We start from the raw sequence: 14,575 nt of genomic DNA, 5'->3' as shown, positions 1-14,575 counted from the left end.
AGGCAGATAAAGAAAGAGGTGAAATTGTTGAAAGAAACAAAGGATAAAATTAGTTTTTTTGAAAGATATTTAAGTATATGGGTTTTACTATGTATGGCTGCAGGTATTTTGATTGCTAAATTTATGCCATCTGTCCAATCTTTCTTACAGTCATTGGAATTTAAAGGTCAAAATATAATCTTGACAGTTTTAATGTGGCTTATGATATACCCTATGATGGTTAGAATAGATTTTAAATCACTAAAGAATGTAGGAAAACATCCCCAAGGTATAATTATTTCTACAATAGCAAGCTGGGCAATCAAACCATTTTTAATGTTTGGTCTGGCTACACTTTTCTTCCATTATGTATTTAGCCTGTTAATACCTGCTAATCTTGCCAATGATTTTGTTATAGGTGCAGTACTCTTAGGTACAGCCCCATGTACAGCCATGGTATTTGTGTGGAGCAGTCTTACTAATGGAGACCCAGCGCAAACCCTTGTACAGATATCGATAAATGACATCTTGATACTCTTCCTATTTGCACCACTTGTACAGCTCCTCTTAGGTTTAAAGGGAATAACTCTACCCATGGACGTTCTCATAATGTCATTAGTACTTTTTGTTCTTATCCCTTTAGTGGGCGGGTTCTTATCAAGGTACTTTATAATAAAAAATAAGGGAAAAGATTACCTGGAAAATAACTTTATAAAAAAGTTTGACGGAGTAACTACCATAGGACTTCTTCTTACTCTTGTTATTATATTTACTTTCCAAGGAGATATGATAGTAGAACACCCACTTTATGTAGTTTTAATAGCAGTTCCACTAATACTTCAAAATGTGATTTCATTCTCTCTAACATATTTTGTAAGTAAAGTAAGCAAGCTACCTCATGAGATAGCAGCGCCAGCTTCTTTAATAGCAGCATCTGACTTTTTTGAACTTTCAGTGGCTGTAGGTATAGCACTATTTGGTGTAGATTCTCCTGTTGTTCTTGCATCAACTGTAGGGGTTCTTACAGAAGTTCCCGTAATGCTACTCTTAGTAAGGATAGTTAATAATACAAAAAGCTCCTTCCCAAGCCTTAAAAGAGCTCAATAAAGTTAAGAAATTAGAAAAGGTATTGGTGTAAAATAGAACCAATAAAAAACGGCTCGCATATGCGTTGGCCGTTTTTTTGATGAAATTAAGTTATGAAAAATTAATCATTCTGACACAACCTCTTTTTTTGCAGTTTTTATTGATTTTAAAAGTAACTCCATGGCATTTTCAATTTCATTCATGGGAAGAACTGAAAAACCCAGTAGCATTGTGGGGTTTTTCAAATTTTTATTATAGTAGTAGTCGTCAAGCATATCTATTTTTATTTTATTGTCACTCAAATTCATTTTAAGTTTTTCTCTGTCTACGTCTTCTAAGATTTCCAAAATCATATGAAGTCCCGAGTCCATTCCATACACCTTTAGATTCATATCGCTTTTTTCGATACATTTTATAATCAGTTCCATCTTCTGTTTGTAGTGTGTTCTAGTTTTATTCAAATGCTTATAAAATTCTCCCTTGGCCATCCACTTTGCAAAGGCTTCTTGGGTGAAGTTTGAAACTGGGCAAGGATAAATATGTTTTATCTTTTCGTATTCTTTATTTAATTCTTCAGGAAGTATCATATAGGATATTCTAAGTCCTGGAGAAAAAGACTTTGAAAAAGATCCCATATAGATAACCCTCTGGTTAGTATCCACCGACTTTAGTGCAGGGATTGGCTTACCACGATATCTAAACTCAGAGTCATAGTCATCTTCAATAATAAAACCGTCATGTTCCTCAGCCCACTTTAATAACTCTAGTCGTTTTTTCATTGGGTAGATAATACCACTGGGGAATTGATGGGATGGTGTTATGGTTACAAGATCTATTTTTTTATTAATCAGTTCATTTATATTAATTCCGTCTTCATCCAATGAAATGGGAATATATTTGAAATCCGTTTGGCCAATATACTTTGCAATTCTTTGGTAGCCTGGGTTTTCTAGGCCAAATACGGAAGACTTTTTTACTAAATTAAATAGCAGCTGATATAAATAATCCGTTCCAGAAGAGATAATCATTTGGTTAACTGAGCAGGAAAAGCCTCTGGAAGAAAAAAGATAGTCTCTAATGGTAGTTCTAAGATTTAATGAACCTTCTGGTAGGCTTCGCCCAGTAAAGACTGTCTTGTCTTTTGAAACTTCTTTAAAGGCCTGTTCAAAACCACTTACATCAAAGACCTCGCTGTCCACTCCCGCATATGAAAAGTCGTAGAGATATTCTTTTTTTGTTACTCTTTCCTGTGGAGAGCTTAAAGTTTTTACTGGTCTAATGGGAAGTTGTAATTTTTCCACAAAGTGTCCACTTCTCTCCACAGAATAGATATAACCTTCCACCAAGAGCTGTGCATATGCCTTGTCAACGGTGTTTTCAGAAATATTTAAATGCTTTGAAAGTTTCTTCTTTGACGGCAATTTAGTTCCCGGCTTTAGCGTCTTGTCATAAATTTTTTCTACTATGTATTCATAGAGCTGTTCATATAAAAAGCTGTCGTTGTTAAAATGTATTGTAAATAATTTCATGGCCCCTCCAAGAGTTAATATAACTGACCCCATGAGAAAAGTCAATTCTGCTACTATAAAAGGGTACAAGTTGCTGGTAAGATTTTACTTAGAGAGAAAAATAAACGAAAAGGGTGGTAGTTATGAATAGTAAAAAAAGTACAAAAAAATTAGTTTACACAGCGCTAATGATAGCGCTTGTAACCATTGGGACCATGTTTATTAGAGTTCCATCACCAAGGTCCGGAGGCTATTTAAATTTAGGAGATGCATTTATACATTTAAGTTCATTTTTCTTTGGACCATATGTTGGAATCCTTGCAGGTGGATTAGGCTCTGCACTGGCAGACATCATTGGAGGTTACTCTCACTATGCAATCTTTACTTTAATCATAAAGGGCTGTATGGGATTTTTTGTAGGCTATGCGCAAAAGAAAGCAAAGGGAATTCACAAGTCAACCATAATTGCAGTTATAATAGCAGAACTTATAATGGTGTTTGGATACTACTTAACAAATATGTTCTTTGCAAAGACAATTTTTGTAGGTATTGCTTCAATCCCAACTGATTTAATTCAAGGTGCCTTTGGAATGATACTTTTCTTAATAATGGCAAAGAGTTTGTCCATGGCAGGAATTGATAAAATAATAGAAAAAGAAAAATAAACTTTCCTTTTTGCAAATTGCTTGAAAAAACTAATACCATATAGTAAAATTAAAGCAATTGAATAAAACGATGAACAGAAGAAACCTTTGATTCGAGATTAGAGAGCCGTCGCTTGGTGAAAGACGGAGGAGATAGAAGGGGAAATGGCCTGGGAGTTTTAAAAAATGAGGACTGGAAACAGTTGAATTAGAGTGGTACCACGAATAACTTCGTCTCTATGCAGATGAAGTTTTTTTATTGTTTATTTTTGGAGGAGAAAATGAGTAAAAAACCATATTATTTAACCACCCCAATATATTATCCAAGTGATAATCTTCATGTTGGGCATACTTACACTACAATTATTGCAGATACTTTAAAGAAGATTAAGAAGATGCAAGGCTATGATGTATTCTTTACAACGGGCACAGACGAGCATGGTCAAAAGCTACTTGAAAAGGCAAAGGAGTCTGGCGTTACTCCGCTTGAGTACATTGACCCAATTGTTGAGTCTGCAAAAAAACTTTGGGAGAAACTTGGGATAGATTACGATGCATTCGTTAGATCAAGCTCCAAGGAACATGAAAAAAATGTTCAAGAAATTTTCCAAAAGCTTTATGACAAAGGCGAGATTTACAAATCCGTTTACAAGGGAAATTACTGCGTGCCATGTGAGGCGTTTTGGACTGAGGCACAACTTGATGATGGAAAATGTCCTGACTGTGGAAGACCTGTTGAATATCACGAAGAAGAAACTTATTTCTTTAGACTTTCAAAATACACCGATAGAATTATAAAATTATATGAAGATCATCCTGAGTTTTTACAACCGGACTCAAGAAGAAAAGAGATGATAAATAATTTCTTGAAGGATGGCTTGGAAGATTTATCCGTTACAAGAACTTCTTTTGACTGGGGAGTTCCAGTTCCATTTGACGACAAACATGTTATCTATGTGTGGATTGACGCACTTTCATGTTACCTAACAGGAATTGGCTATGGACAGGACGAAGAAAAATTCAATAAGTATTGGCCTGCGAACGTTCATCTTGTAGGTAAAGAGATTGTAAGATTTCACGCTATCATTTGGCCAGCGCTTCTAATGGCACTTGACCTAGAATTACCAAAGACCATAATGGCCCATGGATGGATTTTATTTGACGAAGACAAGATGTCTAAGTCAAAGGGAAATATAGTTTATCCAGAACCAATAATCGACCTATATGGTAAAGACGCCCTTAAGTACTTTATACTTAGAGAGTTTGTGTTTGGAAACGACGGTAACTATACAAATGAAAAGTTCTTACAAAGAATAAATTCAGACTTGACAAACGACTTAGGAAACCTTGTTTCAAGAACCGTAACCATGGTTGAAAAGTATTTTGGTGGAGAGATACCTGCCCCAAATAAAACTGAAGAAATTGATGAAGAGCTTATTGATGTGGCAAAACATACAATCGGCGAAGTTGAAAAACATATTGACGACATGGCATTTAGTTCTGCCCTTGAAGATATATGGAAGCTAATTAGAAGAACAAACAAGTACATTGATGAAACAGAACCATGGGTTCTTGGAAAAAATGAAGATACGGAAAGACTTTCAACAGTGCTTTATAACTTAATGGACTCACTAAGAATAGTAAACATCCTAATCTATCCATTTATTACAGACACTGCCCTAAAGATAAAAGAACAAATTGGACAAGATGAAATAAATTGGGAAGATGCAAGGGAGTTTGGCCTAACAAAGGCGGGAACAAAAGTTAGAAAGACTGAAAATCTATTCCCAAGACTTGATGTACAAAAAGAAGTTATAAGACTTACTGAAGAAAACCAAAAGCTTATTGAAAAGAGAAAACAAGAAAAGATGGCAAAAGAAGTTGTAAAGGGGAAACCTGAAATAACCATTGACGACTTTGACAAGGTAGAGTTAAAGGTTGCAAAGATAATTGACGCAAAGAACCATCCTGATGCAGATAAATTACTTGTATTAAAAGTAAAAATTGGCGAGGAAGAAAGACAAATCGTGTCTGGAATTAAAAAGTGGTATGAACCAAGTGACTTAATCGGTAAAAAAGTTGTTGTTTGCACTAACTTAAAGCCGGTAAAACTAAGAGGTGTTGAGTCAAAGGGAATGATACTTGCAGCGGCAAATGATGACGAATTTACAATAGTTTCAACACTACAAGATATAGAAGATGGAGCTGTGATATCATAATGAAGCAGATGATTGACAGCCATGCCCACTTGGACGAAGAGAGATTTGACGAAGACAGAGACGAGCTTATAAAATCTCTAAAGGAAAATGCTATTAGCTATGTAATTAATCCAAGTTCCGACATGGATACAAGTAGAAGAGTTGTAGAGCTTTCAAATAAATATGACAATATATTTGCAGCAGTTGGCATTCATCCCCATGATGCAGAAGGGTTCAAAGAAGAGGACTTAGATGAACTAAGAGAGCTTTCAAAGGATGAAAGGGTAGTTGCCATAGGAGAAATTGGACTGGATTACTACTATGACAACAGCCCTAGGGACATTCAAAAGGAAGTCTTTAGAAAACAGTTGGAGCTAAGTCACGAGCTAGATCTTCCTGTGATTATTCATACAAGAGATGCCATGGGTGACACCTACGACATCTTAAAAGAATTTGAAGGCCGTGTTAGAGGAGTTATGCACTGCTACACAGGGTCCATTGAAATGGCTGAAAAGTTTATGAAGCTTGGATTTTATATTTCAATTGCAGGGCCTGTGACTTTTAAAAACGCCGTAAATGTAAGGGAGATGGCAAAACAGATTCCCCTTGAAAGGCTTTTAATCGAAACCGACTCTCCATACCTTGCGCCGGTTCCAAATAGGGGCAAGAGAAACGACCCAACAAATGTAAGGTATGTGGCAGATATGTTAGCAAATTTAAAAGAAATACAAATTGATAAAATAATAGAACATTCTAGAGAGAACACAGTGGAACTATTTTCACTAAAAGGTGTAGTATTTGATGATTAAAGAAGTAATCGTGGTTGAGGGAAAGGATGACGTGGCTGCTGTTAAAAGAGCGGTTGACTGTGAAATTATAACAACTGACGGACATCACTTTCCTAAAGATCTTTTTAAGAGAATAAAAAAGGCCCATGAAGAAAAGGGAGTTATTGTATTGACAGACCCAGACTATGCTGGAGAAAAAATACGAAAGACCATTAATAAGGCGGTGCCTGGAGTTAAAAACGCATACCTTCCAAGGGACCTTTCAATAAAAAATGACGACATTGGAATAGAAAATGCAAAGCCAGAAGATATAATCGAGGCACTACAAAATGCAAAGGCGGTTTACGAAAGCCCAAGAGTTGAGTTTTCTTTTCAAGATTTAGTTGAATATGGAATTGTAGGACCTGGATCAAAGGGCCTTAGAATATTTTTAGGCAAAGAACTTTCCATAGGATACGCAAATGGAAAGCAGTTTTTAAAAAGACTTAATAATTACAATATTGAAAGAGAACAATTGGAGGAGAAGATTTTAAAATATCATGGAAAATAGATTGTATCAAAGTTCATACTTAGCTGAAATTTTAAAAAAATTCAACTTTAGCTTCTCAAAGAGTCTTGGTCAAAACTTTTTGATTGATGGGAATATTGTAAAAAATATTGTGGAGAAGTCTGGAATAACAAAGGATGACATCGTCCTTGAAATCGGTCCAGGATTTGGAACCTTAACAGAGGAGCTTGCACTAAATGCAAAAAAAGTTATCTCCATAGAAAAGGACCATAGACTTATGGAAGTGTTAGACTACACGCTTCAAAACTACGACAATGTAAAAATAATAAATGAAGACTTTTTAAAGACCGACTTAGAAAAAATCTTTATGGAAGAAGCGAAGGGACAAAAACTAAAAGTAGTTGCAAATCTACCATACTATATTACAACTCCCATCCTTGAGAGGATTATTGAAAATAAAAAATACTTCTCGACCATTTCAGTAATGGTACAAGAAGAGGTGGCAAGAAGGGTTGTGGCTTCACCAAATAACAAGGACTATGGTTCATTGACATTGTATTTAAAATACAACTGTGAATCCGAAATACTTATGAAGGTTCCAAGAACTGTGTTTATGCCTAGTCCAAACGTTGACTCTGCCATACTTTATTTGAAACTTGTGGACAGGGACTTTGATGTGGACGAAGGCTATCTATTTAAATTTATTCGATCTGGATTTACCAAAAGAAGAAAAAATATTATGAACTCATTGAGCACGGGCTTTGTAGATGTATCGAAGGCTCAGTTAAAAGAAATACTTTCCAGTTTAGAGCTGTCAGGAAACCTTCGAGCAGAAAATCTTTCGCTAGAAGACTATATTAATATTACAAAAAAATACACTGAAATGATTAAATAAAAATGCCATGGGTATAATTAATTTGAAAGGAGTGTATTGAAATGAAAAATGTAGTAGTATATTCAAGCAACACATGTCCTTATTGTGTTGCGGCAAAAGATTTTTTAAAGAGCAATAATATAGAATTTGAAGAAAAAAATATTTCAACAGATACAGACGCTAGAATGGAACTTATGAAGATGGGCCATATGGGCGTTCCAGTAATCGTAGTTGGAGAAGAAGAAGTAGTTGGATTTGACGAACCAAAATTAAAGCAATTATTAGAATTAGAATAGAGATTAGGAGATAGTTCTCCTTTCTCTTTATATGTATAGGGAATTTAAGCATTTAATTCCCTAATTAATTTGTCAATATCCAAGCCGTGAACAAGTGCGGCCTCTTCCAGGGTTTCCTTAAGACTTGAAGTGCATCCAATACATGGCATGCCATTTTCAATAAGGATTTTAACCGCATCAGGATAGGACTTAATCAAATCGGTAATGAGAATATCCTTAGTTATCATGATATAACCTCCTAATCATATGATAATACAATTAAACTAGAAATTCAAACATACATAGGAGGGGATAAGATGAATGTAAATGTAACAGATTCCGCTGTGACATATTTAAATAAAATTCTTGAAAACACAGGTAAGGAATATTTAAGATTTGACATTGGCACAAGCACATGCTGTGACTATGTTTTTACACTTTCACCAAGTGAAAAGACCGATAAAGATTTTGTAATTGAAAGCCAAGGCTTTAATTTTTTAATTCGCGATGAAATAAAAAATGTTTACGAAAATGCAAAAGTAGATTATGTAGCTGAAGGCTTCTCAATGGGGCTTAAAGTAGAATTAAGTTAAGAAGAAATTTAGCGAATTTGACTTTCCTGAAAAAGTATAGTATACTTATGTGGTATAGTTGACTTAATTTATGGAAACTTAATACTATTATTTGATATGCCTAGGAGGGATATTATTGTCTAAGTATATGAGCTTGGAAGTCTTGAAAAATCAAGTTGAGGAAAATATCGGCAAGAAGGTTGTAATCAAAGCCGATAAGGGACGTAATAAGATTATTACAAAAACCGGAGTTATTGAAAATGTGTTTCCCAGTTTATTCACTATTAAAATAACCAATGAATTTGAGCAAGAAAGAACAATTTCATTTACTTATTCAGATTTGCTCACTTCAACAGTGGAATTACAACTATGCTAATACAAAAACGACTTAGGGTCGTTTTTTTTGGAACAAAAGAAACTGTTGGGGGGTATGAATAAACATACCACCTCAACAGTTTTTTAATAAAAAAATTGCACTTACTCTACAAATCACCTAAAATAAAGTCACCACAACTCAAAAGGAGGTAAAGTAAGTGCAAATAAATAATATCACAAAGCTTGTGGGAATAAAAGGTATAAAATTAGAAAAAGTAGAAGAAACAGAAGACAAGATAACAATAACAGGTAAATGCAAGAAAAGACCTAAAACATGTCCTTGTTGTGGATCAAAAAAGATAGAAATACATGACCATAGACATCAAAACATAAGAGATCTACCATATAGAGATAAACAAGTAGTATTAAAAATAGACGTACGAAGATTTAAATGTAGACAGTGCAATAAAAGATTTACAGAATCTAAACCATTCGTATCAAAACATTGCCAAATAACAACAAGACTCAAAAGAAGAGTATTAGAAGAATTTAAAAATAAAATATCCATCAAAGATATAGCTAAAAAATTTTATATTTCACCCAAAACAGTTACAAACATAATAGATACCATAGAAATAAAAAGATTAAAACTAGGAGAAGTACTAAACATAGACGAATTCAAAGGAGACTCAGGAGGAGAAAAGTATCAGACAATAATAGCAGATAGTCAAAATAAAAAGATATTAGACGTACTACCAACAAGGAAATTTGAATACCTAGATAAATACTTCAGTCAAATACCAAAAGAAGAAAAAGATAAAGTAAAAATCTTCGTAAGCGATATGTATAGACCGTATAGAGATATAAAGAAAAAACACTTTCCAAACGCAAAACATCTAATAGACAGATATCACTTCATAAGACAGGTAACATGGGGATTTGAAAACACAAGAATAGCAGAATCAAAAAAGATGAAAAAACAAGAAAGAACACACTTTATGAGAAGTAAATCCCTACTGACAAAACCAATGATAAAACTACACGAAGATGAAAAAATAAAAGTATCAATAATGTTAGAAAGAAACGAAGAAATAAGAAAAGCATACCTAACAAAAGAAACCTTCTACAATTTAGTAATGAAGAGCGAAAACAAAGAGAAAGCTCAAAAAAACATACAAGGTTGGATAGAATACCTGTTAAAAGACGGATCCATTAAGTGGAGAGCCTGTTTAACAGCCTTTAAGAACTGGATAGAACCAATATCCAATAGCTTTGACTACGAATTCACCAATGGGTACGTAGAAGGAATGAACAACAAAATAAAAGTATTAAAGAGAATAACATTTGGAATGAAAAATTTCAAAAGATTTAGAAATAGGATATTAGCACTCGAATAATATACAAGAACTGAATAAAAGAATTAGCTTTTAGGAAAAATAAGCCTATAGGCTTATTAAGTGAACCTAAAAACAGTAAAAAAGTGACTATTTAGTTAGGTCTTTTAAAAGTAAGTGAATAATGATGTATAAATAAGAGGAGATGCCAACTTTATAGGTTAGCATCCCCCAATGGATTCTTTAGAGCCTTTTTTTTTGCCAAGCATGGTAATACGGAGTTAACAATGAAGAGAAAATCATATGGAAAAATTAATCTTTCTTTGGAGGTTTTGAATAAGAGAGAAGACGGTTTTCATAATATAGATACAATAATGCAATTTGTAGACGTGTATGACGAAATAGAAATAGAAACTACAAATTCAAATACAATAGAAATAGTTTGCGACGAAGAAGGCTTTCCAAAGGACGAAACTAATCTTATATATAAGGGATGGGAGGCCTTAAAAGTTTTTTATAAGGAGAATCCTGGAGTAAGGGTTGAAGTTATAAAAAATATGCCCATAGCTGCGGGGATGGGTGGAGGAAGTTCTAACTGTGCCTGTGTTATGGAAGCTTTAAATGAAATTTGGAATTTAAATTTTAGCAAGGAAAAACTTCAAGAAATTTCAAAGGATATCGGATCAGATGTGCCATATTTTTTTGAAAATCGGACTTTAAGAGCTACAGGTAGGGGATTTGACTTCTATGATATGATAAAAATAGAGGACATACCAATACTCATTATCAACAATGGATGTAAAGTTTCCACTCCCTATGTGTACTCCAAGGTTGAAATGGCAAAGGAAAGAAAGATGGATAAGCTAGTTGAGTCTTTAAATAGGAGAGAAATAAAAAAAGAATTTTTCTTTAATGATATGACTAAAGTTTCCGTTGAAGTTTGTCCTGAAATCGAAGACATTATTGAAGACATGTATAGATTAGATGCAAAAGTTTCGCTGATGTCTGGATCTGGGTCCACGGTTTTTGGAATATTTGATTCTTATGAAGAATGTAACAACGCATACAATCTGTTAAAAGTTAAGTATAGATATGTTTTTAATACAAGGGCGATTAGGAGAGATTATGAAGGATAGGGCTATTGGAATATATGACTCGGGATATGGAGGGCTTACAGTACTAAAGGAAGTCTTAAAGCTTGCTCCAAATGGTAATTATATTTACTTTGGTGACAATAAACGAGTTCCCTATGGCGACAAGACCAAGGAAGAGCTTGTTAAAATTTCAAAGGAAGTTATAAAGTTCTTTGAGGAAAAAAATGTAAAGGCCATAGTTTTAGCTTGTAACACAATATGCGCTCAAGCCCTTGATGAACTTGAAAAAATTACAGACATTCCACTTATAGGCATTGGACATATGGGAGCGAAAGGCGTTATAAGAGAAACGGAAAATAAAAAAGTTTTGGTTCTTGCAACGAATAGTACAGTTGAAGCTGGTCTTTATAATAAATGTGTAAGTGAACTGGATGCTGAAATTGAAGTAAGGGGAATTGGCTGCTCAAAGTTAGTACCAATAATCGAGTCGGAAGAAGTTGATGAAAAGAGAGAAAAGATTTTAGACGCCTTAAGGTCATATAAGCTGGAAGTAGAAAATTTTTCATACGACACAATAGTTTTAGGATGTACCCATTATCCCTATGTTAAGAAGGAGATAATGGAAGTTTTTGGTGCGAATAAAAAAATAGTCAATCCATCACTTGAACAGGCACGCGAAGTGATTGAGATTTTTCCTGAAGAGCTAGATAGAAGTTCTGGAAGTCTTGAACTTTATACAACGGGAGATGTAGATGCCTTTGAATCATTTGCCACAGACTATCTAGAAAAATCAAATCTAAAAATACATAAATTTAATTTTTAGGAGGAAAATATGAAGAAGATATTAGCAATATTTTTAAGCATACTAATGCTTACTTCCTGTGCTACTAAGCCAGGAAATACTGAAAATAATAAGGAAGGTTCATCAAATGTAGATGGGAAAAAAGTGGTTTATACATCTTTTTATCCAATAGAATTTGCGACAAAGGAAATTGTAAAGGACAAGATGGATGTTAGATCAGTTATCCCAGCAGGTGTTGAAGTTCACGACTGGGAGCCATCTTTAAAGGATATGGAGCAATTAAAAGAATCTAGTCTTGTGCTTATTAATGGCCTTGAACTTGAATCTTGGGTAGAAGATGCAAAAAAGGTTGTTGACGATGATAAGATTGTAGACCTTAGTGGTGGAATTGAATTAATAAAAGCTGACGAAGATGACCACGATCATGACCATGAGGATGATCATGACCACGACCATGACCATGAAGATGATCACGACCATGACCATGAAGATGATCACGACCATGACCACGAAGATGATCATGACCATGACCATGAAGAAGGACATGGACATCATCACCATCATCATGGAGAATTTGATCCACATGTATGGCTTTCACTTAGAAATTTCCAAATTGTTTCAAAAAACATCTGTGAAGCTGTTTCTAAAATAGATCCAGAAAATAAGGAATTCTATGAACAAAACTTTGAAGAATTAAAAAATAAATTAGATGAACTTGATAAAAAGTACGCTGGAGATTTTGAAAACTATAAGGGTAAACATATAATAGTTCCCCACGAAGCATTTGCATATATGGCAAGGGACTATGACCTTGTTCAAATTCCAATTGAAAACTTAACTTCAGACTCAGAACCGGATTTAAAGACAATTGCAAATATTGTTGATACTGCAAAGAGTGAAGGTATAAAAACAGTGTTTTATGAAGGAGAAGACTCTGGTAAAGTGCCTCAAACCATAGCAAAGGAAATTGGTGGCAAGGCAATGCCAATCCATACACTAGAGTTTATTACCGATGAGCAAGAAAAAAATGGCGAAAATTATTTAACCATGATGGAAGATAACTTTAAAAATATTTTGGAGTCCTTTAAATAATGAATAAGATTATTGAACTAAAAGATCTCTCTTTTGGATATAAGAGGGATCTTTTATCAAATATAAACCTTGATATAAACGAAGGCGAATTCGTTGGAATAACTGGAGACAATGGAGAGGGTAAGACCACCCTGTTAAAACTAATCCTAGGACAACTTAAACCAAACCAGGGAGAGGTTGTGCTTGATAAAGACGAAGACGGTAAAAAAATCACCGTTGGATACTTGGAGCAGAGGCTTGCTGAAAAAAATCTTTCATTTTCGATTACGCCAATGGAGATAATTTCGTTAAATCTATATGATGAAATGGGATTTTTTAAGATTCCAAATAAGAAAATAAAAGGCAAAGCTGAAAATGCCCTTTCAATGGTTAAGATGCTAGATAAAAAGGAATATGACTTTAATAACATGTCCGGTGGAGAAAAGCAGAGGATTTTAATAGCGAAGGAGCTAGTTTCAAATCCAAAGATTTTGATTTTTGACGAGCCGACAGCAGGCATTGATGTGGATAGTAAAAAAATACTTTTTTCCATTTTGGAGCATTTAAATAAAATGCATAAAATAACCATAGTCGTGGTGACCCACGAGATGGATTTTTGCAGACCATACTTTTCAAGGGTGTTAAGAGTTAAAGATAAAAAGGTGGTGGAGGAATAGTGAGTATATTTAAATACGATTTTATAATGAAGTCCTTCGCCGCAGGGATTTTGATTGCACTTTCCATTCCACTTATAGGAACGATTATGGTTTGTAGAAAGTCGTCAAACCTTGGAGACGCCCTGTCCCATAGTGCCCTTGCGGGAGTTGCCTTTGGACTGATTATAAGTATAAACCCAGTTGTAGGGTCTATAATATCGTGCTTAATAGCGTCGCTGTTTATAGATTTTTTAAGAAAGAAGTTTCCTAAAAACGCCGACATGGCAATTGCCATTGTAACAAGTCTTGGCGTTGGTCTTGCAGCGGTGCTTTCAGATTTTACGCCAGGTTCGAAAAACTTAAACTCATTTTTATTCGGATCCATTGCCGCAATTAGCAATACGGAACTTGCAATAGTAGGAGTCATAACATTTCTTGTAATATTTTTATACTTAAAGTATTACACAGGAATTGTGTATATAATCTTTGATGAAAAGATTGCGGAGCTTACAGAACTTCCAGTGAGAAGACTGGACTTTATGATAAGTATGTTAACTGCACTTTCAATTGGAATGGGTTCGAGAATAGTAGGGGTTTTAACACTTTCATCCCTTATGATACTTCCCGTTGCAGGAGCTATAAAACTTTCAAATTCATTTAAGAAAACTGTTATACTTTCCGTAGTGCTGGGAGTGTTATATGTAGTGCTTGGACTTTTAACTTCCTTTTATTTAAGCTTAAAGCCAGGGGGAAGCATTGCCATAATTGGTGTTATAGCGCTGCTTTTAATATTGACAATAAAAAAAGATGAAAACTAAGAATACTTTAAAGGGTATTCTTTATGCAAATAAAAAACTGCCAAAGAAAATCT

17 protein-coding genes are annotated in these 14,575 nt (G+C 34.4%); 15 read left to right on the top strand and 2 right to left on the bottom strand.

Going from position 1 to position 14,575, the window contains the following annotated elements:
- The first annotated feature begins 18 nt into the window (after positions 1–18).
- Positions 19–1,086 carry an ACR3 family arsenite efflux transporter gene (gene arsB, locus L6651_RS03875; protein WP_465221310.1) on the top strand — a complete coding sequence of 356 codons (1,068 nt, stop codon included), beginning with the start codon at positions 19–21 and terminating at the stop codon, positions 1,084–1,086.
- Positions 1,087–1,190: 104 nt separating this feature from the next.
- Here arsB and pdxR read toward each other — a convergent pair whose 3' ends face one another.
- Complete coding sequence (gene pdxR / locus L6651_RS03870; RefSeq protein ID WP_237036700.1) at positions 1,191–2,594, bottom strand: MocR-like pyridoxine biosynthesis transcription factor PdxR; 1,404 nt, start codon at positions 2,592–2,594, stop codon at positions 1,191–1,193.
- Positions 2,595–2,716: 122 nt separating this feature from the next.
- Between pdxR and L6651_RS03865 the strand changes: the two genes are divergently transcribed.
- The 6 genes from L6651_RS03865 to L6651_RS03840 all read left to right on the top strand — a co-directional run bounded on the left by L6651_RS03865 (position 2,717) and on the right by L6651_RS03840 (position 7,881).
- A complete protein-coding gene (locus L6651_RS03865; protein WP_237036699.1) occupies positions 2,717–3,238 on the top strand; it encodes an ECF transporter S component in 522 nt (173 codons plus the stop codon).
- Positions 3,239–3,498: 260 nt separating this feature from the next.
- The gene (gene metG, locus L6651_RS03860) at positions 3,499–5,436 is read left to right on the top strand and encodes a methionine--tRNA ligase (protein WP_237036698.1); all 1,938 of its coding nucleotides are present in this window, start codon (positions 3,499–3,501) and stop codon (positions 5,434–5,436) included.
- Positions 5,436–6,224: a TatD family hydrolase gene (locus tag L6651_RS03855; RefSeq protein ID WP_255784618.1), complete on the top strand. Its 789-nt coding sequence runs from the start codon at positions 5,436–5,438 to the stop codon at positions 6,222–6,224. Before metG ends, L6651_RS03855 begins: the two co-directional genes overlap by 1 nt.
- Positions 6,217–6,753 (top strand): ribonuclease M5, encoded by a 537-nt coding sequence (gene rnmV / locus L6651_RS03850; RefSeq protein WP_237036697.1) that lies wholly within the window; start codon positions 6,217–6,219, stop codon positions 6,751–6,753. The genes L6651_RS03855 and rnmV overlap by 8 nt, the downstream gene beginning before the upstream one ends.
- Complete coding sequence (gene rsmA, locus L6651_RS03845; RefSeq protein WP_237036696.1) at positions 6,743–7,606, top strand: 16S rRNA (adenine(1518)-N(6)/adenine(1519)-N(6))-dimethyltransferase RsmA; 864 nt, start codon at positions 6,743–6,745, stop codon at positions 7,604–7,606. Before rnmV ends, rsmA begins: the two co-directional genes overlap by 11 nt.
- A 41-nt stretch (positions 7,607–7,647) precedes the next feature.
- Positions 7,648–7,881 (top strand): glutaredoxin family protein, encoded by a 234-nt coding sequence (locus L6651_RS03840; RefSeq protein ID WP_237036695.1) that lies wholly within the window; start codon positions 7,648–7,650, stop codon positions 7,879–7,881.
- A 44-nt stretch (positions 7,882–7,925) separates the two neighbouring features.
- Here the strand turns inward: L6651_RS03840 and L6651_RS03835 are convergent, their stop codons facing one another.
- A complete protein-coding gene (locus L6651_RS03835; protein WP_237036694.1) occupies positions 7,926–8,108 on the bottom strand; it encodes a DUF1858 domain-containing protein in 183 nt (60 codons plus the stop codon).
- Between the two features lie 69 nt (positions 8,109–8,177).
- On the opposite strand from L6651_RS03835, the gene L6651_RS03830 reads away from it, so the two are divergent.
- The 8 genes from L6651_RS03830 to L6651_RS03795 all read left to right on the top strand — a co-directional run bounded on the left by L6651_RS03830 (position 8,178) and on the right by L6651_RS03795 (position 14,522).
- Positions 8,178–8,453 carry an iron-sulfur cluster biosynthesis family protein gene (locus L6651_RS03830; RefSeq protein WP_237036693.1) on the top strand — a complete coding sequence of 92 codons (276 nt, stop codon included), beginning with the start codon at positions 8,178–8,180 and terminating at the stop codon, positions 8,451–8,453.
- A gap of 115 nt (positions 8,454–8,568) precedes the next feature.
- Positions 8,569–8,808 (top strand): Veg family protein, encoded by a 240-nt coding sequence (locus tag L6651_RS03825; RefSeq protein WP_255784617.1) that lies wholly within the window; start codon positions 8,569–8,571, stop codon positions 8,806–8,808.
- Positions 8,809–8,965: 157 nt separating this feature from the next.
- The gene (locus tag L6651_RS03820) at positions 8,966–10,144 is read left to right on the top strand and encodes an ISL3 family transposase (protein ID WP_237036195.1); all 1,179 of its coding nucleotides are present in this window, start codon (positions 8,966–8,968) and stop codon (positions 10,142–10,144) included.
- A 224-nt stretch (positions 10,145–10,368) separates the two neighbouring features.
- Positions 10,369–11,217, top strand: coding sequence for a 4-(cytidine 5'-diphospho)-2-C-methyl-D-erythritol kinase (gene ispE, locus L6651_RS03815; protein WP_237036692.1), 849 nt, complete (start codon positions 10,369–10,371; stop codon positions 11,215–11,217).
- Complete coding sequence (gene murI / locus L6651_RS03810) at positions 11,207–11,998, top strand: glutamate racemase (RefSeq protein ID WP_237036691.1); 792 nt, start codon at positions 11,207–11,209, stop codon at positions 11,996–11,998. Before ispE ends, murI begins: the two co-directional genes overlap by 11 nt.
- Positions 11,999–12,007: 9 nt before the next feature.
- Positions 12,008–13,069 (top strand): metal ABC transporter substrate-binding protein, encoded by a 1,062-nt coding sequence (locus L6651_RS03805; protein WP_237036690.1) that lies wholly within the window; start codon positions 12,008–12,010, stop codon positions 13,067–13,069.
- Complete coding sequence (locus L6651_RS03800) at positions 13,069–13,725, top strand: metal ABC transporter ATP-binding protein (RefSeq protein ID WP_237036689.1); 657 nt, start codon at positions 13,069–13,071, stop codon at positions 13,723–13,725. The genes L6651_RS03805 and L6651_RS03800 overlap by 1 nt, the downstream gene beginning before the upstream one ends.
- Positions 13,725–14,522 carry a metal ABC transporter permease gene (locus L6651_RS03795; protein ID WP_237036688.1) on the top strand — a complete coding sequence of 266 codons (798 nt, stop codon included), beginning with the start codon at positions 13,725–13,727 and terminating at the stop codon, positions 14,520–14,522. Before L6651_RS03800 ends, L6651_RS03795 begins: the two co-directional genes overlap by 1 nt.
- The last annotated feature ends 53 nt before the right edge of the window (positions 14,523–14,575 follow it).

This window comes from Mediannikoviicoccus vaginalis (assembly GCF_928097925.1).
Lineage (GTDB): Bacteria > Bacillota > Clostridia > Tissierellales > Peptoniphilaceae > Mediannikoviicoccus > Mediannikoviicoccus vaginalis.
The sequence above is the reverse complement of the archived record's forward strand: the minus strand, read 5'-3'. Positions and strand labels throughout refer to the sequence as shown.